The sequence below is a fragment of the Staphylococcus sp. HMSC062A01 genome (assembly GCF_001836805.1).
GTDB lineage: Bacteria > Bacillota > Bacilli > Staphylococcales > Staphylococcaceae > Staphylococcus > Staphylococcus haemolyticus.
Window position 1 is genome coordinate 29,837 of record NZ_KV830643.1, and the last position, 22,693, is coordinate 52,529.

Here is a 22,693-nt window from a genome sequence, read left to right on the forward strand (position 1 = left end):
TTTAAAAATCATAAAAACAACCTCTTAAGCCTATGCCTAAGAGGTTTCTTCATTTTATGTTATTATTCCCACTCAATCGTGCTTGGTGGCTTAGAAGTGATGTCATAGACTACGCGGTTAACGTGGTCTACTTCGTTTACGATACGACTTGAGATTTTTTGTAGGACTTCCCAATCAATGCGGGCGAAGTCACTTGTCATACCGTCAATAGATGTAACTGCACGAATACCTACAGTATGATCATACGTACGATAGTCTCCCATAACACCTACAGATTGAATGCCAGGAAGTACTGTGAAATATTGCCAAATGTCTCTCTCAAGACCTTCCTCACGTACAACTTCACGTAAAATCGCATCTGATTCTCGTACGATTTCTAATTTATCTTCAGTAATTTCACCTAATACACGGATTCCTAAACCTGGACCTGGGAAAGGCTGTCTCCACACTAAATGTTCAGGAATGCCTAATTCTATACCTAATGCACGCACTTCATCTTTAAATAACGTGTTAATCGGCTCAATAAGTTCAAATTCCATATCTTCAGGTAATCCACCTACGTTATGGTGAGATTTGATAGTTTGTGCAGTTTTAGTACCTGATTCGATGACGTCAGTGTAAAGCGTACCTTGTGCTAAGAAATCAACGTCAGTTAATTTTGCCGCTTCATCATCAAACACATATACAAATTCATTACCAATAATTTTACGTTTTTGTTCTGGATCAGATACACCTTTTAATTTATCCATGAAACGTTCCTGTGCGTTCACACGAATAATATTCATATCGAAACCTTCACCAAATTGTTCCATAACCATGTCACCTTCGCCTTTACGAAGCAAACCATGGTCAACAAAGATACATGTCAATTGATCGCCAATCGCTTTATGTAATAAGACAGCTACAACTGATGAGTCTACGCCCCCGCTCATCGCACATAATACTTTGCGATCTCCAACGCGTTTACGGATTTTTTCAACTTCGATATCGATAAAGTTTTCCATTGTCCATTCGCCTGTGCATTCACACACACGGCGTACGAAGTTTCTTAATAAATCATTACCGTATTCTGTATGACGTACTTCAGGGTGGAATTGAACACCGTAAATTCGGCGTTCTTTGTCTTCAATTGCTGCATAACTTGTACTTGGACTATCCGCAATCACTTCAAATCCTTCTGGAATTTCAATCACTTTATCAGAATGACTCATCCATACAGTTTGTTCAGCTGGTAACCCAAAGAATAACTCATCTGATTTTGCATTAATAATTGCTTTACCATACTCACGTTCATTAGCGCGCTCAACTTTTCCTCCTAAAAGTTTAGTCGTCAACTGCATACCATAACAAATACCTAGTACAGGAATGCCTAAATTATAAATTTCAGGGTCGATAGTGAATGAACCTTCCTCATATACTGAATTCGGACCACCTGAAAGAATAATACCTTTAGGATTCATACGTTTAATTTCATCAACCGAAATTTCGTGATCATGTAATTCACTGTATACGCCCATTTCACGAATACGACGCGTAATCAATTGATTGTACTGACTACCAAAGTCTAAGACAAGAATCAACTCTTGCTCTTGAGCCATTTCCATAATTGTGAATCTCCTTTTAATTGAATTTTATGTAAATAATAGAGAGACACTTCCCACAATGCATTGCTTTTAGATTCTTCTTAAAAGTGAACAACCTCTATGACAATCACATTTAAAATGAAAAGTGCTCCCCATTCTTTCTAACAAATTGACTTCATCACACTTGATTTAAATTAAAATGAATAGTTTGGTGATTCTTTTGTAATTTGTACGTTATGTGGATGGCTTTCTGCTAAACCAGCAGGGCCCATACGTGTGAATTGTGCTTCATCACGTAGTGTTTTTAAATCAGGTGAACCTGTATAACCCATACCAGCTCTTACGCCACCCATAAGTTGATAAATTGTATCTTGTAAAGGACCTTTATATGCAGTACGTCCTTCAATACCTTCAGGGACAAATTTTCTAGGCGTTTTGTCTTCTTGGAAGTAACGGTCGTTTGATCCTTTTTCCATAGCGCCTAAAGAACCCATACCACGGTAAACTTTATATTGTCTGCCTTGGAATACTTCAGTTGCGCCTGGGCTTTCTTCAGTACCAGCTAATAAGCTTCCTAACATTACTGCATGTCCACCAGCAGCTAATGCTTTAATAATGTCACCAGAGAATTTAATACCACCATCCGCTATGATTGCTTTACCAAATTTACGAGCTTCAGTAGCACAATCATAAATCGCAGTAATTTGAGGCACACCTACACCAGCTACGACACGTGTTGTACAAATTGATCCTGGTCCAATACCAACTTTAACGACGTCAGCACCAGCTTCAAACAATGCACGTGTAGCTTCAGCAGTGGCTACGTTACCAGCTACGATTGTAATCTCTGGATATTTTTCTTTCATTTTTTTAACTTCTTGAATAACGCCATTAGAGTGACCATGTGCTGTATCGATAATTAATGCATCTACGCCAGCTTCGACTAATTTTTGAGCACGAATTTCTGTATCTTTAGATGTACCGATAGCTGCAGCAGCTAGTAAACGTCCATGTGCATCTTTCGCTGCATGAGGGAATTCAAGCACCTTTTCAATATCTTTAATTGTAATTAAACCTTCTAAACGACCATTTTCAACTAAAGGTAGTTTTTCAATTTTGTGTTCTTGAAGAATTGTTTCGGCTTCATCTAACGTAGTGCCTACAGGAGCTGTAATTAAGTTTTCTTTAGTCATAACGTCAGAAATTTTGATTGAAAAGTCTTCAATAAAACGTAAATCACGATTAGTTAGAATACCTACTAGCTCTCTTGATTCTTTATCACTAACAATTGGTACACCTGAAATACGATATTTACCCATTAAAGCTTCTGCTTCATACACACTTTCGTCTGGCGTTAAGTAGAATGGGTTTGTAATTACACCGTTTTCTGAGCGTTTCACTTTTTGAACTTCTTCAGCTTGCTCTTCGATGCCCATATTCTTATGAATGACACCTAGACCACCTTGACGTGCCATTGCGATTGCCATTTTAGACTCGGTTACTGTATCCATACCAGCTGATATAACTGGAATATTTAATTTAATTCGTTCTGATAATTCAACACTAAGATCCGCATCACTAGGTAACACATCTGATGCAGCTGGGATTAATAAAACATCGTCAAACGTTAAAGATTCTTTAGCAAACTTATTTTCCCACATTGATAATACAGCCTCCATTTTTTATATAGTTATTTCTATTATTTCACATTTTCTTCGCTTTGTTTATACTTTAGACCATTAAAAAAGAAATTAAGAATAATTGCTGAAATAGCACCTAGTACAATGCCATTTTGAGTTAGCCAAGCAAATTGCTCACCTAACGCTTTAAATGCTTGAGGTACTGCACTAATGCCTGTACCTAAACCTACGGATACTGCAATAATTAGTAAATTATTTTGATTTTTAAAATCAATATGTCCTAAAATGCTAACACCATAAGCCATAACCATACCAAACATTGCAATCATTGCACCGCCTAATACAGGTAATGGGATGATATTAGCTAATGCACCTAATTTAGGAATACAACCACATATTAAAAGTAAAATAACCATGCCGTAAATGACATTGTTTTTCTTAGCACCTGATAAAGATACTAGTCCAACATTTTGAGAGTATGCCGTATAAGGAAATGCGTTAAAAATTGATCCTAATACAATAGCAAGACCTTCCGCAGTGTAACCTTTACGAAAATCTTTTCTTTCCAACTTTTTACCAGTAATTTCACTTAGTGCATGATATACACCTGTCGATTCTATTAAACTTACGATGGCTACAATTGTAAATACAAGTATCGCACCTAAATCAAAACCAAAACCAGAAAAACGAAATGGTTGAGGTATTCCTAACCAATGGGCTTCTCCCACTTGTTTAATATCTACTAAGCCAAGCACATTTGCCAATATTGTACCTGCAACTAGTCCGATTAAAATCGCAATGGATTTTAAGAACCCCTTCGTAAATCTTTGTAAAATAAGAATAATGACTAAAGTAGCGCCTCCTAAAATTAAATTTTTAGGATTTCCATAGTCTTTAGCACCTTCTCCACCAGCTAAATAATTCATTGATACTGGCATTAAATTAATTCCTATAATTGTAACCACACTTCCAGTTACGACAGGTGGAAAGAATTTAACTAAATAAGAGAAGAATGGTGCAATAATAACAACTAAAATACCTGATACAAACAATGAACCATATAGCACATCCAAGCCCTTCGTTTGACCGATTAAAATCATAGGTGCTACCGCAGTAAATGTACATCCTAGTACAATGGGTAATCCTGTACCTGTCACTTTGTTAGCTTGTAAAAATGTTGCTACACCACACATAAAAACATCCACTGTGACTAAATACGCAATTTGTTCCGGCGTAAATTTAAGACTGGTACCAACAATAATTGGTACTAATATCGCTCCGGCATACATTGCTAATAAGTGTTGTAAACTTAAAATGAACGTCTTCATTCATTTTCACCTAGTAGTGTCACTTGGTTTCCTTTTAATGAAGCCACTTTACATAATGAAGAAACGTTTAAACCTGCCTCTTCTAATCTTTGTCTACCATCTTGGAAACTCTTTTCAACAACAATACCAATACCAACCGTTTTAGCTTTAGCTTGTTGCGCAATATCATATAACCCAAGTGAAGCATCGCCATTGGCTAAGAAATCATCAATAATTAAAACCGTATCATTCTCATTTAGAAATTCTTCCGAAACAATAACCGTACTTGTTTTATTCTTTGTAAAAGAATGAATATCGGTACTATAAAAGCCATCTTTCAACGTACTTGGTTTAGCCTTTTTAGCAAATAAACAAGGAACATCAAAATGTAAAGATGCCATAATAGCTGGAGCAATGCCTGAAGCCTCGATTGTCAAAATCTTTGTGACACCTTTATCTTTAAATTGCTCATAAAATGTTTTGCCTACTTCATGCATCAATTTTGCATCGATTTGATGATTTAAAAAACCATCCACTTTCAATATTTTTTCGTCAATTACTACGCCATCTTTTTTGACTTTCTGTCTAAGCGATTCCACGTCAAAACCTCCTAAATTTGTATACAAAAAAAGCCTCAAACTTTGCGAAAAAGTTTCAGGATCCATGAGCGTACAGGCAATACATAGTATTTTGAAATTTCAAGAAGCCGTATATTTAAATGTCTTCTTCTTCAAACACTTTATAATTTTAAATTTGTTTTACCTCATAGGATGAAGTGGGTGTATATACAACCTCCAAAGCTAAACAACTTTTATATAGTATTCTAGATAGCTATTTAAATAAAACTTGCTCTTTTATGTATTGAGTCTGAACTCATAGTCATGTCGTTTGTGGCAACATGGTAGAAACTTCTAAAGCCATATTCTTTAGATTATATGAGCGATATAAATTATTTAACGATAATACCAAACTTTTGCTTTATTTTCAATATGATAGAAATTGTTACAAGCCCTTTCATAATAATATTTTCAAGTGTAAGCGTTTAACTAAATATTGTTCATCACTATTTGTAAACCATTCTTAATTAATTATATAATAACTATAGTTGAGTTTTATAAATATTCTTAAGGGTATATTTTTATTAAAAGTAGGACGAAAAGATGGAGGGCGATTAATATGGCAGATTTTACCGTATTAGACAAGCAAGATGAGATTTATAACGTTATTGATAAGAAAAAAGCTGAAGGATACTCAGAAAATGAATTACTCGTTGTAAGTAAACGTAAATTACATTTAGATGATTTACATGATTCTCAAGTTACTTTAATTGCTACAAGTGGCTCTTTTAGTGACCGTATGTCTAAATTATTAACTGGTGAGGATGGCGAAGAAGCCGTTTTAGCTCGTTATGAATTATCTGAAGAGCAAACAGAAAAATACAAAAAAGATATTTTAGATGGTAAATTTTTAGTAATTGCCAACAAAGATAACTCTTCACATGACGAAGTTGAGGAAAATAACTCAGCTTATGAAGAAATTGATATTTCACATTATGCAAACGAATCTAAAGGTCCTAAATCATAATCAATATTCATTTTAAACTTTGAGACCGTGAAATGAACGTAGTTTTAAGTTCATTTTACGGTTTTTTTCAATCTCAATATCTTTTTAACAATGACGTCAAAATGTTTAAATATGCTATAATTAAACAAACTATCGTGGGGGTGACATAATGAATTTTCACGTTATTCAATCAATAAAAGATGAATATTATGACAAAGCAATCACTTTTTATAATCAACAATTAGATGAGAATTTCTATGAAGATAGCTATATTATTGAAAGATCCTTAAAAAATAATAAGACCGAAAATGATTACGTATTTCTTGTGGGCATACAAGATGATGAGATTATTAGTTTAGCAACGGCACATTATGAAGCAACAACAAATTCGGCATTTTTAATACATTTAATCGCCAATGATACACCAGATTATGAATATGTCCTAATTAATACACTTCAAGAAATAGAACATCAATTAAATCAACTTTCTAATAAAGTTCATTCTCGTGATGTTAATTTTGTAATGGTGGAAGTTCCTAAGACGGTTCATCCATTAAAAGACATCAATCAACAAGCTTTAACTCAACGCCAACAATTATTATTATCAAACGGCTTTGAACGACAAAGTGAAATTGATTATATACATCCTAACTATTCAAAAATTGACTCGCCTTTTAAAGTAGACTTATTCATTAAATCAAATATAGAATTAACAAAAGATATCTATCCAGCAAGTGTTAAATCAAATTACATTTTAAAATATGTGTTTGCTAACGGCATTTCTCGAGATATTATTTATCCTTTATTAGTCAAAATGAATTTACGCCTACCCCATTAGGAACACTTGAAATGAGCGTTATAAAGGGTTAAACTAATATTTGAGGTTAGACTGACGTTTCACTGACAGAAGACAAACGTCAGTGTACATAAATCAAAGAACGAAAGGACTTTCAGCTATGTTAACCAAAGAATTCGCTCAGCGTGTCGAACTAAGTGAAAAACAAGTCCGTAAGATAGTCCAACACTTAGAAGAACGTGGCTATCAACTTAGTAAGACAGAATATCGTGGCCGTGAAGCTACTGACTTTAAAGAAGAAGATATCGAACTTTTCCAAGATATCGCTGAAAAAGTAAAACAAACGAATAGTTATGATTTAGCTTTTGAAGAGCTTGAAAAAGAAAAAGACTTCTTACAAGTGATTGTCAAAGAAGATAATGAACAACTACCTGCTGATCAAGGTGCTACACAATTGGTAGAAGAATTACGCACAGAAATTCAAAAAATGCGAGAAGAACGTCAAATGCTCGGTCAAATGATTAGCCAAGTTCACCAACAACAAACGGAATTAAAAGAACTTCAAAATCAAATCACTGAAAAATTAGATACTCACAATCAATCATTATTGGCTATTCAAAATTCACAAGAAGCCATCCAAACAGCTCAAAAAGAGCAATCTGAATACACTAAAAATAGTTTAGTTAAAGAAATTAATGATAATAATCAACAATCTATCGATACATTAAAAGAAGATATTAAAACGCAATCTTCTCTTAATAGACCTAATGATGAGAAGAAAGGTTTCTTTGCGAGATTATTTAATTTATAAAGATTTCAATTATTTAATGATTGGTAACAGGACCTATTTGTCGCAATACTAACTCTTTATACAAAGGTGAGACAGAATTCATTTTGAATTCATTGTCTTACCTTTTTTCGTTTCTATATTAATATGATTAATGATTTAAATCTTTAAATTATTTTAATTCAATTAACTATTGTGTGTTTTCAAAAACTTATAATTTATACTTTTTATTTCAAGCTATTGAAATATAAAATAAATAGTATTATCCTTATTAAGTATGTCGGAATTAGAATATTCAAAGGAGAATAATTATGGGGACTTTTTTTACAGTTATTAATATTGTCGTTATGATATTGTTTTTAATTGGGTTATTCATAATGGCTAAAAAGCACGTCTCATTCCCTAAAAGAGTATTTACCGCATTAGGGTTGGGAATTGTGTTTGGTATAGCGTTACATCTTATTTATGGAGCAAACTCCAAAGTACTTGAAACAACTACTGACTGGTTTAGTATTGTGGGAGACGGCTATGTGGCTTTGTTACAAATGATTGTAATGCCACTTATATTCATTTCAATTGTGTCAGCATTCAGTAAAATACAAATTGGTGATAAATTCGCTAAAATTGGTACTTATATTTTTATGTTTTTAATTGGTACTGTAGCTATTGCTGCTATAGTAGGAATTTTTTATGCCATTGTATTTGGACTTGATGCCTCAAGCATTGATTTAGGTAGTGCAGAAAACTCAAGAGGAAGCGAAATTAGTAGCCAAGCTAAAGATCTGACTGCTAATACGTTACCACAGCAAATTCTTGAATTATTACCTAGCAATCCATTCTTAGATTTCACTGGTCAGAGAACAACTTCTACAATTGCAGTGGTTATCTTTGCAATCTTTGTAGGATTTGCATATTTACGTGTTGCTCGCAAACAACCAGAAAGTGGTAGTTTGTTAAAACGCGGTATCGATGCTATATACGCATTAGTAATGTCTATCGTTACATTCGTTTTAAGACTAACACCATATGGTATCATCGCGATTATGGCATCTACCATCGCTACGAGTGATTTTCAAGCGATATGGACATTAGGTAAATTTATGATTGCATCTTATGTAGCATTAATCACAATGTACATTATCCATTTAATATTATTAGCAGTAATGGGAATCAATCCAGTGCGTTACGTTAAGAAAACTTTAGAAGTGCTTATATTTGCATTTACTTCTCGCTCAAGCGCTGGTGCATTACCTTTAAACATTCAAACTCAAACACAACGATTAGGTGTACCAGATGGTATCGCTAATTTCTCAGCATCATTCGGCTTATCAATAGGTCAAAATGGTTGTGCGGGAATTTATCCTGCTATGTTAGCCATTATGGTAGCACCAGTTGCAAATGTAGATATTGATTTACCATTTATTCTTACATTAATTGGCGTTGTTATAATCAGTTCATTTGGTGTAGCTGGTGTCGGCGGTGGTGCAACTTTCGCATCTATCTTAGTATTATCAACTTTAAATCTACCAGTTGCACTTGCAGGGGTACTTATTTCAATAGAACCAATTATCGATATGGGACGTACTGCCCTTAACGTTAATGATTCAATATTAGCAGGTACTGGAACTGCAAAACTTACAGGTAATATGGATAAAGATAAATTCAATTCAAATGAATATGGAGATTTATCAACAAATTAATATTTAAAAAAAGCGTAGCTAAAACATTACAATGTTTATTTCGAACAATTGTAACCATTAGCTACGCTTTTTTATTAATAGCTTATTTTTTCATTAACCCAGATTTATTTAGCTCTTCCAACATATCTAAACGTGTTTTACCACTTAAGAACCCAGCAACTTGTTGTGACCATGTTTCTTGACGCTTTCCATTCGTACGTTCTTTATAATACTCACTGATTTTCTCATCATATTTCTGAATAGCTTCTCTTTGTTCTTTAGCATTGCTATTATAAACGTTTTTATGGAATACATGCTCAAACGGTAAACGTGGCTTAGGTGCACCATTTTCATCATCTGCTGGCTCGCCAACAGCCATTCCAAATAATGGAAAAGCATATTCAGGTAAATCTAAAATTTCTTTGACACGCGCAACATCATTTCGTAGTGAACCTAAGTAAACAATACCATAACCCATATCCTCAGCAGCTAAAGCAACATTTTCAGAAACTAATGCCACATCAATAGCCCCTACCAATAATCCTTCTGCCGATTCAAAAGATGTTTGCATATCAAAGTCTACATTTTCATTTATTAAATTATGACGATAATAATCTAAAACAAATACAAATAAATAGCCATTATCGACAACATATGACTGTCCTGAAACTTCTTTCAATTGTTTTTTAATTTCAGGATCATCTACACCTATAATTGAGTATGTTTGTAAGTAACTTGACGTTGATGCGCTTTGCCCTGCTTCTACTAACTTTTGAACTGTTTCATCACTTAGTGCTTTATCTTTAAATTGTCTCACTGAGTGGTGTTTTTTCATCAAATCGTAAACATAGTCTGACATGGTATCTACTCCTTCAAGTCTATTTATTACATCGTAACAATTTATATTTCATTTTGCTTTTATAAAGGTTTAACTATCTTCCGTAAAACATTTGCATGATAATAATTTTATAGTTATCATAATAATAACAATTTTCAGATATTTAAGGGGAGATATCATGAGTCAAGCAAACAAAGAAGTATCAAATGCCTTATTTCAAGCATACATTTCAAAAGAACCTATCAAATTTGTAAGCAAAACATATAATCTAACTGAACCAGAAGCTTACAAAACACAAGATGATCTTATCCATCAAATTCAAGCCGAGAAGAATGTACCTATTAAAGGTTATAAAGTTAGTATGACGAGTGCTGCAACTCAAGCAATTGCTAACACTAATGAACCAGCATACGGTACTATTTTATCTCATCAAGTCGTAGAAAACGGTCATGGTGTGTCTCTTACAACGTTATTTGCACCACTATTGGAGCCTGAAATTATTTTCGAATTAACTGCGGATTTACCTGAAGATGCTGATACACAAACGATATTAGAAAGCGTAAAAGTCGCACCAGGCATCGAAATTCCCGATGCACGTTATAAAGATTGGTTCCCAAATTTCACTTTAGGTGATTTAATTTCTGATAATACAGCTACTGGACTTATTGTGGTTGGTGAACGTATCACACCTCTTGATTACGAGGCATTTGCTGATATTAATTTAAAGTTATTCAAGGATGATAACCAAATTGAAAGGGGTCACTCTAGTGAAGTGCTTGGCAATCCAATTGAATCAGTAAAATGGTTAAACAAAAAATTACATTCTCATGGTAAATCATTAAAAAGAGGACAATTTATTTCATCTGGAACCTTCATTTCTCCTTTAAATTTAGAAGAAGGTACTTATACTGCTGACTATGATAGAGTAGGATCTGTCACAGTTAAAGTTATTGATTAACTGACTATTTAAGTTATAAAGAACTAATCCATACATTAGCCATTGTTGAACGGGATATGAAATCTTCATCATTAATGTTGATTTCTATTCCGTTTTTTTAATTATTCATATTATTTATTATCAAAAACATATGTTTAGTTGAGAATGGAAAAGGTTAATTGATATTTAGAAGCACTTTTAAAATAACATTTTCAAAATAAACACTAAAACTTAAACACATATTTACTTTCTCAATATATGATTCAAAAAACCTATTTGAACAATGTTAAATCAACATTTCAATAGTTATAAGTGCATTAAGTTGACGAATAGGAAATAGCATGTAATAATATTATTTAAGAAATTAGAATTATTATAAACAAGCAATAATTATTATGTAGTTCTAATTAATATTCATGATAATCAGGAGGAATTTAAGTTATGTCATTAATCAATAAAGAAATTCTACCATTCACAGCGCAAGCTTATGATCCTAAAAAAGACGAATTCAAAGAAGTAAGCCAAGATGATTTAAAAGGTTCTTGGAGCGTAGTATGTTTCTACCCAGCTGACTTCTCATTCGTATGCCCAACTGAATTAGAAGATTTACAAAACCAATATGATAAATTACAAGACTTAGGTGTAAATGTATTCTCAGTATCAACTGATACTCATTTCGTACACAAAGCTTGGCATGATCATTCAGATGCAATCAGTAAAATCCAATATCAAATGATCGGTGACCCTTCTCAAACAATCACTCGTAATTTTGATGTATTAGATGAAGAAGCTGGTTTAGCTCAACGTGGTACTTTCATCATTGATCCAGACGGCGTTGTTCAAGCAGCTGAAATTAATGCAGATGGTATTGGCCGTGACGCAAGCACATTAGTAAATAAAATCAAAGCCGCTCAATATGTACGTCAACATCCAGGTGAAGTATGCCCAGCTAAATGGGAAGAAGGTTCTGAATCATTACAACCAGGATTAGACTTAGTAGGTAAAATTTAAGGAGGCATTAAAGAATGCTTAATGCTGATTTAAAACAACAATTACAACAACTTTTAGGACTAATGGAAGGCGATGTAGAATTCAGAGCTAGTATCGGTTCTGACGACAAATCTAAAGAACTTAAAGAACTTTTAGATGAAATCGCTGAAATGTCTGAACATATAACAATCGTAGAAAAAGAATTAAAACGTACACCAAGCTTCTCAGTCAGCAAACCTGATGAAGAAGCTGGCGTAACGTTTGCCGGAATTCCATTAGGTCATGAATTTAATTCTCTTGTATTAGCAATTTTACAAGTAAGTGGTCGTGCACCTAAAGAGAAACAATCAATTATTGATCAAATTAAAGGTTTAGAAGGTAAATACAACTTTGAAACCTACGTTAGTTTGACATGTCAAAAATGTCCTGACGTTGTTCAAGCATTAAATCTAATGAGTGTTGTTAACCCTAATATCACTCATACAATGATTGATGGTTCTGTATTCCGTGAAGAATCAGAAGATATCATGGCTGTCCCAGCTGTATTCTTAGATGGTGAAGAATTTGGCAATGGACGTATGACTATTTCAGATATCTTAACTAAATTAGGCAGTACGCAAGATGCTTCTGAATTTGAAGGTAAAGATCCATATGATGTTTTAATCATCGGTGGTGGTCCAGCTAGTGGTAGTGCCGCAATTTATACGGCTCGTAAAGGACTACGTACAGGTATTATTGCTGACCGTATTGGTGGTCAAGTTAATGATACTGCTGGCATCGAAAACTTTATCACTGTAAAAGAAACAACAGGTTCTCAATTCTCAGCTAATTTAGCTGCTCATATTGAAGAATATGATATTGATACAATGACAGGTATCCGTGCTACTAATATCGAGAAGACAGACCAAGCTATTCGTGTCACACTTGAAAATAATGCAGTTTTAGAAACTAAAACCGCTATTATTTCAACAGGTGCAAGCTGGCGTAAACTTAACATTCCTGGTGAAGATCGCTTAATCAATAAAGGTGTTGCTTTCTGCCCTCACTGTGATGGTCCTTTATTTGAAAACAAAGACGTTGCAGTTATCGGCGGAGGAAACTCTGGTGTTGAAGCTGCTATCGACTTAGCAGGAATTGTTAAACATGTTACTTTATTTGAATATTCATCAGAACTTAAAGCAGACACTGTATTACAAGATCGTTTACGTTCACTATCAAACGTAGATATCCACACTAATGCACGAACTGCTGAAGTATTAGGTGAAGATCATGTAACTGGTATTAGTTACGAAGATTTAAATTCTGGCGAAATGAAAGAATTAAGTTTAGATGGTATCTTCGTTCAAATCGGACTAGTTCCAAATACAAGTTGGATTGGTGATGCAGTAGAACTAAATAACCGTGGCGAAGTTGTTATTGACCGTAATAACAATACAAACGTTCCAGGTATATTTGCTGCTGGTGACGTTACCGATCAGAAAAATAAACAAATTATTATTTCTATGGGTGCAGGTGCCAATGCGGCATTAAATGCATTTGATTATATCATTAGAAATTAATAATCTTTTTAGGATATGTTAGAAGTTTATTTACTTCACATTTATCCATATTAAACACTTAACCTATCAAATATCTTCATATAAAGCAGAGACGTTTTTTACAAACGTCTCTGTTTTTTTATAACTTTCACTTTATCTTTGCTAATCTATGTTTGTACAGATAAATAACATTGGAGGTCACAGTATGGCACGAATCTCTTTCCCTAATTTCAGAAGAACAATTGAGTAATTTGAAGCTACTTGTAAATCCATCATCTCATTACAGTAAAGTCTATACGCTACTTCAATTCGCTTCACAATCCGAAACATTAACACAACTTTACAATGAGATGATCCAATATGAAAGAAATTATATTAATACTTTTTTTAAAATAGTGAATCACTTATACTAATTAATAAGAGAAAATTAAAAAAGTTACCTATGACCCATAAAATCCTAGATAATCTTTTAGCCGATTTACAAACTATGTAACTAGATAAATGCCACAAATTGTTCATAGATGGCTATGAATTTAAGTACTTAACATTCAATTATTTTTCGATAAATGATAATCTATTATTATGTAAAATTATAGTTGCGTTACTAATAAAGGAGATTTATAAACCTATGAAGAAGAATATATTAATAGGTCTCTTTTTATCATTATTACTAACATTAAGCGCTTGTGCACCTGAGGATGATAATGATACAACAGACCATCATAGTAATGGCGTTAATGCACCAAAACACGCTAAAAATTTAACAGAAAGTGATATTTTCACTTCAAATAAAGAGAACCAAAAACTTAGCGAAGATGAAATGAATAAAGCCATTAAAAAATATTTAGATGTTAATAGCGATATTTTAGATAATAAATACGTGATGCAAAGTCAAATTGACCGACAAAGTACAGGACAAACAAGGGTCACTGATAAACAAGCTAAAAAGCTCAGCAAATTATCAAACTTAGCTGTTAAAAATGATTTACATTTCAAAAAATTCGTTAAAAACAATACCTTACCTTCTGGGTATAAGGAAAACACTGAGCGTATTATTAATTATTTCCACGCCTTAAATAGCACAATCGCAGATGTTGATAAGAGCATTGAGCAGCTTAATTATGAACCACAAAATACAATTAACGTTGTCGATGTGCCTACACATTATGCAGGTGATGTAAATGGTAAACAACAAGATAAAATTCAAAAATTCCTAGACGATAAAAATATTAAATCTGACGTTTTAGATAAATAAAATGTTGTGACTGACATACTTTTCTAGGCACATAAAAATCCAAACCGTTAAAATATACGGTTTGGATTTTTGCGTGTTAATTAATTGTTATTATACATTTTATACTTCTAAAAAGTATGGTTTACAATTTTCAACATTGTAATCTAATGCTTCTTCTTCACCAATTACATTGAAATATGCAAATATACAACGAATAACTACTTGATGTGCTACGATTACAATTATTTCATCGTCACTCATATTCATTTGTTCAAAGAATTGATGAACTCTATTATATACATCTCTATAACTTTCACCCATAGGCGCTTTTTGAGTGAAACTATGACGAAAATCTTTATATTCAGGATCGTTAAAGTAACGATGATATTGTGCATCTTGCATTAACTTATCTTTATACTCTCCTTCAAATACTCCTAAAGAACGTTCTCGAAGCAATGAAGTGATAGTAGAAGGTATGTCATATGGAAAGATATAATGATAGGTTTCCTGTGTTCGAGTTAAATCAGATATATAAACATGATCAATATGTTTGTCTTTAAAGTAGCTTTCCAAATTTTTTGCGCCTTCAATACCTTTCTTGGTTAATGGCACATCTAATTGGCCACAGAAATAAGCTCGATTATGTTTATTATCATAATTTGATTGTGATTCTCCATGTCTCACTAAATATAATTTCATATACTACAATCCTTTACTGAAATTTAACTACTCTTGCTTAATAATAAATTAATTGATAATCCTATTAAAATAAAACCTACAGTATAATCAAATATAGCTTTTACTTTAGGCTGACTGAATAATAATTTAATATATTGAAATACAAATACACAGAATAAAAACCAAATTAAGATAATCATAATGACTGCTAAAGATAAAATGGCTACTTGTGATTTCACTTCAATTCCGCCAGTTGACAAAAATTGCGGTAAAACACTCACATAATAAAGTAACGCTTTAGGATTCAAAATTGTGCTTAGAAAGCCTTGTCGATATGAGGTAAAACAACTCACATCATTGACTTTAATACCACCCGTATTAAAGTTCATCGACTGATGAGCTGAACGAATACTTTGTACGCCTAGATAAATCAGATAACAGGCACCTAGAATTTTTATAATCAAAAATACGTAATATAAACTTGTAAGAATATATATAATTCCCAATACAGCTAACGATGAATAAATGATATGAGCAGAGGTAATACCTAAAGCTGCCATAGAACCATTTAGTTTGCCCGAATGGATTGTGTTTTTCATGACAATCAAAAAGTCTGGACCAGGCACAATGATAATAAGTAGCGTAATAGTAATAAACGTTATTATTCCATCCATATATACACCCTCTTCAATAAAATATTAAAAACATTATGCCATAACTTATATAAATATGTAAGTCTACGCGTAGTCTAAATGTTAATAAGCAACACAATCATTTTAAGTTTAATAAATAACTTTAATATAACTTTTTACAAATATTAGTACTAAACGGAATTTTTTTATATTTTAAGCACTTTTTATTGTCATTATGGTAGGTAACATGGTAATATTAGGGTGTAGTTAAATAATAACTACAAAGTCTTTTATATTCATGAACATAATACTCCTGGGTGACGCCTTAACCCGACGTCACCCTCTTTTTATGCCCAATTTTAGCTACTTTTAAAATATAACCCCCCTCAAAAAGATAAGTGAAATGATAATCATTAACATTTAAGTAAAATTACTGTCATCATGCCTTTTTACATGCTACATTATAACTAAGTAATCACACTTATTGGAGGGGAATCAATAATGGAATTACTAGGTTATAAAATGGTAAACGACGAACTCATGGCAACTGTTAAATCGGATCACGGACATATATTTAGGTATTCATTTAAAATTGAAACGCCTGAGTATGAAATTCTGGAAGTATTAGAAGAAGTTAATAAGCACGTTGATAATGGTAGACATCCCTTAGGATGCGAAATTATAAAGAACTATGATTTTGAAGATATTCATAACCATCAGGCTTTAATTAATTAAAATTTCATTAAACTAAAAAAGAGAGCTACTATTAAAGTAGCTCTCTTAATATCGCTATTATTTTCTAAGTGCTTTTAAAATTAAAGAAACAACGAAAATAACAATAATTGCACCGATTAGTGCTGGAATGATTGGTACGCCACCCCATACAGGTCCCCAAGTACCTAACAATTTACTACCTACAGCTGAACCGATTAAACCAGCGATGATGTTACCGATGATACCACCTGGGATATCTTTACCCATGATCATACCGGCAACCCAGCCGATTAATCCTCCGACTATTAACATAACAATAAAGCCCATATTCAGAACTCTCCTTACATCTTCTATTTTTATATACTTCTTATATATACCACGCATCAACATGAATAAACATTAGGATATAATTTTATTATATTTTTATTTTAACTTATATCAAATCTCATTATAAAAATTATGGATAATTTATATATTCGTTTTCCACTACTACAAATTCGATTTTCATTCTGAAATTCTGTAAAATTTTAATGCATTTTTATAAAAGATCTTCTCTTGTGTCTCTTCATCAAAATGCTTTTGAATTAACTCAATATCTCGTTCACTAAAAGGACGCTTTGCTCGCGTGGAAGGTAAATCTGTACCAAACATAATGGCATCAGGATTAATGTCAATCAGTTCCTTAATGGCTGCAATAGGCTCAACTTCTATACGTTCAAATCCTGTTGCTTTAACATAAACACCTTGTTTGACTAATGCTTTTAAATCTTCAAAACCCTCTACGGTCAAGCCAAGATGATCGATTGATACTTTAGGTAACGAACTTATAATTTCTTTATAGTCTTTTAATTGTTTGGATTCAATATATATTTCAGAATGCCAGCCAACTAAATCATAGACTCTTTGTGCAAACGTCTTAATAAGCGTTATATCTTCAGACCCACCACGTTTAACATTAAATCGAATACCTCTAACTCCTTCATCATATAATCGAAGAATTTCATCGTCAGATGTAGATACAGGTAGCTGCGTTATCCCAACAAATTGACCCTTAAAGCTGATATTAAATAATCTTGGTCAAATCCTTGAAATGACCCTGATACAATTGCGCCACCAACAACATTTAATTGCTGAGTATAATTTAAATAGTCATTAACCTTAAATGATGGAGGCATATAGCCGTTATTTTCCTTCGCCGGAAAATCATAATCAATGATATGAAAATGCGAATCAAATAGTTTCATTATAAATTTCCACTTTATTTATATTTCTTGAAATAAAGATAACATAATTAATATTTATCAGCTAAAAGACTTGATAATTATTGTGAACAAGACTAGTATAGTTAAATAACTTAGGTTGTATATAAAAACTCAAATTATTTACTTATAATTAATGAATTGGAAAGTAAGTAAAAATAATTTAAATTCAAACTTGTTTTTTAGGAGGTTATGTTTCATGAGTTCACATACACTTTTTAATTTAAGAACTAAACGAAATCTTGAAATTAACGAATTAACAGAATTAATTAATAAAAAATATGGTACACATTATGAACCCCATCAATTATGGGAATGGGAAAATCATCAACATGAACCTAAGTTTAAAGATGCAATGATTCTCGCAGACTTCTTTGACACACCTTATCAAATGTTAGTCGAAAGTAAATACAAAGAATATCAACAGCAAATTGACGATATCGATATTCGTTTATAATTTCTATTAAATGCCTCTCATACTATATATTTAGTGTATGACAGGCATTTTTATCATAATTTTCGTTTTAAATAAAATTAATTGCGATATAATGACTTGAATTTAAATTAATGTCACAAAATAAATTTTATAGCTATTGTATGTAAATTTTAATTTATGTATGATTGTAATTAGTGTTAACCAACTACAAGGAGGATATTTTAATGGCATTTAATGAAGAGCCACCAAATAATACCAATTCATCTCAAGAACAATCACAAGAAAACAATATACATAATCAAGATAAAAATGAAAATGTGAGTAATAATGAAAGTACTCAAAACGATGATTCCAATAGTTCTAATAAAGGGAAATATTGGCTTATTGGATGCGGCGCCGGTTGTGGCTGTCTAGTTATTTTAATTATATTAGTACTAGCAGCTTGTGTGATTTTTATGAAAGTCTCAGACTCAATTTCATCAAGTGATAGTGAAAATGCAACACATGAATCCAAACAAGAAGGTAACTCTCGTAAAGCTGGCGGGAATGATAAAGAAGAAGCTTTGCAACGTGCTGAAACTTATGCTAAATCGATGTACATGTCTAAAAAAGGTATCTATAACCAATTGACTTCTAGTAGTGGTGATAAATTTAATTCTAGTACAGCTAAATATGCCGTTAATCATTTAAAAGATGTAGATTATAAGGAAAATGCGTTAAAAACTGCAGAAGAAAGTAGTGATAACTTACATTTTTCGAAAAAAGAACTAACTGATTATCTTAAAAATGATGAAAATTCAGGTCAATTTACTAGTGAACAAGTAGATTATGCGATGAAGCATGCAAAAATTGACTATAAAGAAAATGCGTTAGAAACAGCAAAACATATCAGTGACCAATCTTATTCTTCAAAATCGCAACTTGAAGACGAACTTACGTCTAAAGATGGGCGTCAATTTACGAAAGATGAAGCAGATTACGCAATGAAACATTTGAAGACGGATTTTAAAAAGAATGCATTAAAAAATGCCCAACGATATATGCAAGACTCTATCGAATCAAAAAGTGAACTTTATAATAAGTTAGTAGAATACGACGATTTCACAGAAGATGAAGCAAAATATGCTGCCGATAATGTAAAAGTAGACTACAAAGAGAATGCACTAGAAAGAGCCAAATCTTTATCTAAGAATGGCGATACTTCTAAATCAGATATTAAGGATATGTTGTCTTCTAAAGATGGTTTCAAATTCACTGAAGAAGAAGCACAATATGCCGTTGATCATTTAAAATAATGATTTAATGACCATAAAATATTAGTATTTATAATATTAAATCCCCTTCAAGCTAAATTATCAATTTAGTATTGGTGGGGATTTTTTTGTGTAGTACTACTAAGTGCTTTATGTAAAATTATTATTATATCCCTTTTCTATCCTTTCCCTAAAATTCAAAGCACAAAAAAATAACCCCATAAGCCTTAAGCCTACGGGGTTTAACCAATACCTATATATTAGTTTTCGTCTTTAACATATGGTAATAAAGCCATATGACGAGCACGTTTGATAGCTGTAGTCAACATACGTTGATATTTAGCTGAAGTACCAGTTACACGACGTGGTAAAATTTTACCGCGTTCTGAGATAAAACGTTTTAATAATTCAGTGTCTTTATAGTCAATGTGTGTAATACCATTTGCTGTGAAATAGCATACTTTTTTACGACGACGTCCGCCTCTTCTTGGTCCACCTGCCATGGTTAATTACCTCCTTTGGAATATTTTTTTATACGTTCATTTTGTTATTAGAATGGTAAGTCATCATCACTAATATCAATCGGTCCGTTTGCGTTTGCAAATGGATTATCAGATTGTTTATTGTTTGATGAATTATTGTTATTGTAAGACGTATTTTGTCCTGATTGTTGACCACCAAATCCTTGACCGTAGTCTTGGAAATCATTGTTATTACTTTGATTACGTTGGCCACCTTGAGCATTTTTAGGTTCAAGGAATTGAACACTATCTGCTACAACTTCAGTAACAAAGATACGACGACCTTCTTGATTTTCATAACTGCGTGATTGTATGCGACCATCAACGCCAGCTAGACTACCTTTGAATAAATAATTATTCACATTCTCTGCTTGTCTTCTAAATACAACAACATTGATGAAGTCAGCTTCGCGTTCCCCTTGAGCATTCGTGAAAGTACGATTAACTGCTAGAGTAAATGTCGCTACACTTACGCCTGAGGGAGTGGTTCTGTATTCTGGATCTTTAGTTAAACGACCTACTAATACAACTCTGTTTATCATTAAAACGCCCCCATTAATTTATTACTTATCTTGGTCTTCACGGATAACGATATAACGGATGATATCGTCACTGATTTTAGCTAAACGTTGGAATTCGTCTGTAGCTCTGTTGTTATCAGTTTTAATGCGTACGATGTTATAGAAACCTTCTTTGAAATCTTCAATTTCATAAGCAAGACGGCGTTTACCCCAGTCTTTTTCTTCTAAAACTTCTGATCCTTCTGAAGCTAAGATACCGTTGAAGCGTTCAACAACTGCTTTTTTAGCATCTTCTTCAATGTTTGGACGTACGACATACATAATTTCATATGTTCTCATTTTATACTTGCACCTCCTTGTGGTCTATGCGGCCTATCGAATACTAACGATAAGCAAGGAATAATTTTCATTACTCACAATCAAGGATTATAGCACAGAGTATTACTTTTTACAATATATTTTATTCAGCATCTGTCCCGCTAATTTACATTGTTCATAACCTTATTTTTCTACATATGTATCGTGTCAATTATAAAGTTGAGAATCATTAGTTTTTGTACTAACATCACAACTGCATTTTGCATATTAATATTATTTTAAAAAAATAAAATATCTAAAGGAGAGCTCAAATGTTCAAGAAAACAACATCATCTATTGCATGTTTAACTATTATGGCAACTTCTATAGGTGCGTTAAATGCAAACGCTTCTGAACAAACTGAAGGTAGCCAAAAAGGAACGATGGGGTATGGATATCAAAAATATCTAAAAAATCATCCCAATGAACAAAACAACGCTACTAGTAACCGTTCAACCTTTTCAACAAAATCTAAAGCAATCACAACACAAAATGGTGATCGTGTGTTAGATATTTCAGAATGGCAAGGAAACTTAACGGATGCACAAGTTAAACAACTAAAGCAAGATTATGATTTCATCATTATCAGAGGTCAATATGGTTCAGAATATGTTGATCAATGTTTGGAGAATAATTCAGCTTTATTAGATAAAAATAATATGAAATTCGGCGTCTATTCATATAGCCTGTATGAAAATGCTGATGATGCTCGAAATGAAGCTCAAACGCTTTATAGTCGTGCACCTAAAGCTTCATTCTATGTAAATGATTTTGAACAAAATTCAATCACTTCTGGTGATGCTGACACTGCTACAAAAGCTTGGGCTGATGAAATGAAACAACTTGCAGGGAATAAAAAAGTATTATTTTATTCTTATGAGAACTTTATGACCAACAACGTTCCGAATGCTGTAAGTGCCTATGATGGTTATTGGTTAGCAGCTTATCAAACGCAAGAACCTAATAGAGAGAAAGTTTTATGGCAATACACAGATAGTTACTATGCCCCTGAGCTAAACCAAAACGTTGATGCGAATTACTTAGATGCGAATGTTACTGCTGATTGGTTTACTAGTTAAAAAATTTATACATAGCACTTTATTTTTACGAACACTTGTTCTATAATATAGTCGAGGTGTAAAACATGCAATTAGATTTAGATTGGAATAAAGATTTTCAAGAATTTCAAGAAGTCTTAAATTGCGGTATCAATCCAGAATGGTTATATTGTGCGAAAGCCAATATGATTCTAGAACCTGCTTACACTGGAGAAGGTAAACAGTTTTTTAGCACCAAAGATATTATTGAAGCAAGTAAAGTTATACCGTTCTTTTAAGATATAATGAAATAAACAATATAAAAAAGCAATGTAAGTCTCCTGTCACTCAAGCCAAGCGAAACTTACATTGCTTTTTATTTTTTTATCAAAT

The 22,693-nt window shown here is 32.6% G+C and carries 23 protein-coding genes, 2 pseudogenes and 1 riboswitch; of the genes and pseudogenes, 13 read left to right on the top strand and 12 right to left on the bottom strand.

The annotated features are described in order from the left end of the window. Positions 1–62 precede the first annotated feature (62 nt). The 4 genes from guaA to xpt all read right to left on the bottom strand — a co-directional run bounded on the left by guaA (position 63) and on the right by xpt (position 5,129). Complete coding sequence (gene guaA / locus HMPREF2715_RS10120; protein ID WP_070839993.1) at positions 63–1,604, bottom strand: glutamine-hydrolyzing GMP synthase; 1,542 nt, start codon at positions 1,602–1,604, stop codon at positions 63–65. A 173-nt stretch (positions 1,605–1,777) separates the two neighbouring features. Further along, positions 1,778–3,244, bottom strand: coding sequence for an IMP dehydrogenase (guaB, locus tag HMPREF2715_RS10125; RefSeq protein ID WP_037551767.1), 1,467 nt, complete (start codon positions 3,242–3,244; stop codon positions 1,778–1,780). A gap of 38 nt (positions 3,245–3,282) precedes the next feature. After that, positions 3,283–4,551, bottom strand: a complete 1,269-nt coding sequence (pbuX, locus tag HMPREF2715_RS10130) for a xanthine permease PbuX (RefSeq protein ID WP_070839997.1) — start codon at positions 4,549–4,551, stop codon at positions 3,283–3,285. Then, the gene (gene xpt, locus HMPREF2715_RS10135; protein WP_053026836.1) at positions 4,548–5,129 is read right to left on the bottom strand and encodes a xanthine phosphoribosyltransferase; all 582 of its coding nucleotides are present in this window, start codon (positions 5,127–5,129) and stop codon (positions 4,548–4,550) included. Before xpt ends, pbuX begins: the two co-directional genes overlap by 4 nt. 257 nt (positions 5,130–5,386) lie before the next feature. Next, positions 5,387–5,489, bottom strand: a riboswitch (purine riboswitch). Between the two features lie 217 nt (positions 5,490–5,706). On the opposite strand from xpt, the gene HMPREF2715_RS10140 reads away from it, so the two are divergent. The 4 genes and pseudogenes from HMPREF2715_RS10140 to HMPREF2715_RS10155 all read left to right on the top strand — a co-directional run bounded on the left by HMPREF2715_RS10140 (position 5,707) and on the right by HMPREF2715_RS10155 (position 9,376). Further along, the gene (locus tag HMPREF2715_RS10140; protein WP_070581740.1) at positions 5,707–6,114 is read left to right on the top strand and encodes a general stress protein; all 408 of its coding nucleotides are present in this window, start codon (positions 5,707–5,709) and stop codon (positions 6,112–6,114) included. A 148-nt stretch (positions 6,115–6,262) separates the two neighbouring features. Then, positions 6,263–6,931: a hypothetical protein gene (locus tag HMPREF2715_RS10145; protein WP_070581742.1), complete on the top strand. Its 669-nt coding sequence runs from the start codon at positions 6,263–6,265 to the stop codon at positions 6,929–6,931. A 118-nt stretch (positions 6,932–7,049) separates the two neighbouring features. Then, positions 7,050–7,548 (top strand): annotated as a pseudogene (locus HMPREF2715_RS10150) (DNA-binding protein); the annotation flags it as partial. Between the two features lie 439 nt (positions 7,549–7,987). Further along, complete coding sequence (locus HMPREF2715_RS10155) at positions 7,988–9,376, top strand: L-cystine transporter (protein WP_070840000.1); 1,389 nt, start codon at positions 7,988–7,990, stop codon at positions 9,374–9,376. A gap of 82 nt (positions 9,377–9,458) precedes the next feature. Here HMPREF2715_RS10155 and nfsA read toward each other — a convergent pair whose 3' ends face one another. Continuing rightward, positions 9,459–10,214, bottom strand: a complete 756-nt coding sequence (gene nfsA, locus HMPREF2715_RS10160) for an oxygen-insensitive NADPH nitroreductase (protein ID WP_070840003.1) — start codon at positions 10,212–10,214, stop codon at positions 9,459–9,461. 157 nt (positions 10,215–10,371) lie between these two features. Between nfsA and HMPREF2715_RS10165 the strand changes: the two genes are divergently transcribed. The 4 genes from HMPREF2715_RS10165 to HMPREF2715_RS10180 all read left to right on the top strand — a co-directional run bounded on the left by HMPREF2715_RS10165 (position 10,372) and on the right by HMPREF2715_RS10180 (position 14,913). Next, positions 10,372–11,151, top strand: a complete 780-nt coding sequence (locus HMPREF2715_RS10165) for a 2-keto-4-pentenoate hydratase (protein ID WP_070840006.1) — start codon at positions 10,372–10,374, stop codon at positions 11,149–11,151. 420 nt (positions 11,152–11,571) lie between these two features. Then, complete coding sequence (gene ahpC, locus HMPREF2715_RS10170) at positions 11,572–12,141, top strand: alkyl hydroperoxide reductase subunit C (protein ID WP_037538531.1); 570 nt, start codon at positions 11,572–11,574, stop codon at positions 12,139–12,141. 14 nt (positions 12,142–12,155) lie between these two features. Continuing rightward, positions 12,156–13,679 (top strand): alkyl hydroperoxide reductase subunit F, encoded by a 1,524-nt coding sequence (gene ahpF, locus HMPREF2715_RS10175; RefSeq protein ID WP_016931188.1) that lies wholly within the window; start codon positions 12,156–12,158, stop codon positions 13,677–13,679. A gap of 607 nt (positions 13,680–14,286) precedes the next feature. Beyond that, positions 14,287–14,913, top strand: a complete 627-nt coding sequence (locus tag HMPREF2715_RS10180; protein ID WP_016931187.1) for an NDxxF motif lipoprotein — start codon at positions 14,287–14,289, stop codon at positions 14,911–14,913. Positions 14,914–15,012: 99 nt separating this feature from the next. Here HMPREF2715_RS10180 and HMPREF2715_RS10185 read toward each other — a convergent pair whose 3' ends face one another. Next, on the bottom strand, positions 15,013–15,591 hold the full coding sequence (locus HMPREF2715_RS10185; protein ID WP_070840008.1) for a histidine phosphatase family protein: 579 nt from the start codon (positions 15,589–15,591) through the stop codon (positions 15,013–15,015). Positions 15,592–15,614: 23 nt separating this feature from the next. Next, on the bottom strand, positions 15,615–16,244 hold the full coding sequence (locus tag HMPREF2715_RS10190; RefSeq protein WP_070840011.1) for a LysE family translocator: 630 nt from the start codon (positions 16,242–16,244) through the stop codon (positions 15,615–15,617). 459 nt (positions 16,245–16,703) lie between these two features. Between HMPREF2715_RS10190 and HMPREF2715_RS10195 the strand changes: the two genes are divergently transcribed. Beyond that, a complete protein-coding gene (locus HMPREF2715_RS10195; RefSeq protein WP_070581753.1) occupies positions 16,704–16,937 on the top strand; it encodes a hypothetical protein in 234 nt (77 codons plus the stop codon). A gap of 57 nt (positions 16,938–16,994) precedes the next feature. On the opposite strand, the gene HMPREF2715_RS10200 is transcribed toward HMPREF2715_RS10195, so the two are convergent. Continuing rightward, entirely contained in the window at positions 16,995–17,243 is a 249-nt protein-coding gene (locus tag HMPREF2715_RS10200) for a GlsB/YeaQ/YmgE family stress response membrane protein (protein WP_011276862.1), read from the bottom strand. A gap of 177 nt (positions 17,244–17,420) precedes the next feature. Then, positions 17,421–18,160: pseudogene (locus HMPREF2715_RS10205) on the bottom strand (amidohydrolase). A 214-nt stretch (positions 18,161–18,374) separates the two neighbouring features. Here HMPREF2715_RS10205 and HMPREF2715_RS10210 point away from each other — a divergent pair. Together HMPREF2715_RS10210 and HMPREF2715_RS10215 are read left to right on the top strand one after the other, a co-directional pair. Continuing rightward, a complete protein-coding gene (locus HMPREF2715_RS10210) occupies positions 18,375–18,632 on the top strand; it encodes a hypothetical protein (protein WP_011276864.1) in 258 nt (85 codons plus the stop codon). A gap of 203 nt (positions 18,633–18,835) precedes the next feature. Further along, positions 18,836–19,906 (top strand): Ltp family lipoprotein, encoded by a 1,071-nt coding sequence (locus HMPREF2715_RS10215; protein ID WP_053019361.1) that lies wholly within the window; start codon positions 18,836–18,838, stop codon positions 19,904–19,906. 218 nt (positions 19,907–20,124) lie between these two features. Here the strand turns inward: HMPREF2715_RS10215 and rpsR are convergent, their stop codons facing one another. Genes rpsR through rpsF form a run of 3 tightly spaced genes read right to left on the bottom strand, consistent with a single transcriptional unit; the run spans position 20,125 to position 21,245 of the window. Further along, entirely contained in the window at positions 20,125–20,367 is a 243-nt protein-coding gene (gene rpsR, locus HMPREF2715_RS10220) for a 30S ribosomal protein S18 (RefSeq protein ID WP_002447994.1), read from the bottom strand. Positions 20,368–20,414: 47 nt separating this feature from the next. After that, positions 20,415–20,927: a single-stranded DNA-binding protein gene (gene ssb / locus HMPREF2715_RS10225; protein ID WP_011276866.1), complete on the bottom strand. Its 513-nt coding sequence runs from the start codon at positions 20,925–20,927 to the stop codon at positions 20,415–20,417. Between the two features lie 21 nt (positions 20,928–20,948). After that, on the bottom strand, positions 20,949–21,245 hold the full coding sequence (gene rpsF, locus HMPREF2715_RS10230) for a 30S ribosomal protein S6 (protein WP_011276867.1): 297 nt from the start codon (positions 21,243–21,245) through the stop codon (positions 20,949–20,951). A 290-nt stretch (positions 21,246–21,535) separates the two neighbouring features. Here rpsF and HMPREF2715_RS10235 point away from each other — a divergent pair, with 290 nt between their 5' ends. Both HMPREF2715_RS10235 and HMPREF2715_RS10240 read left to right on the top strand, forming a co-directional pair. Then, the gene (locus tag HMPREF2715_RS10235) at positions 21,536–22,342 is read left to right on the top strand and encodes a glycoside hydrolase family 25 protein (RefSeq protein ID WP_037551792.1); all 807 of its coding nucleotides are present in this window, start codon (positions 21,536–21,538) and stop codon (positions 22,340–22,342) included. Between the two features lie 65 nt (positions 22,343–22,407). Next, entirely contained in the window at positions 22,408–22,599 is a 192-nt protein-coding gene (locus tag HMPREF2715_RS10240; RefSeq protein ID WP_011276869.1) for a hypothetical protein, read from the top strand. Positions 22,600–22,693: the final 94 nt, after the last annotated feature.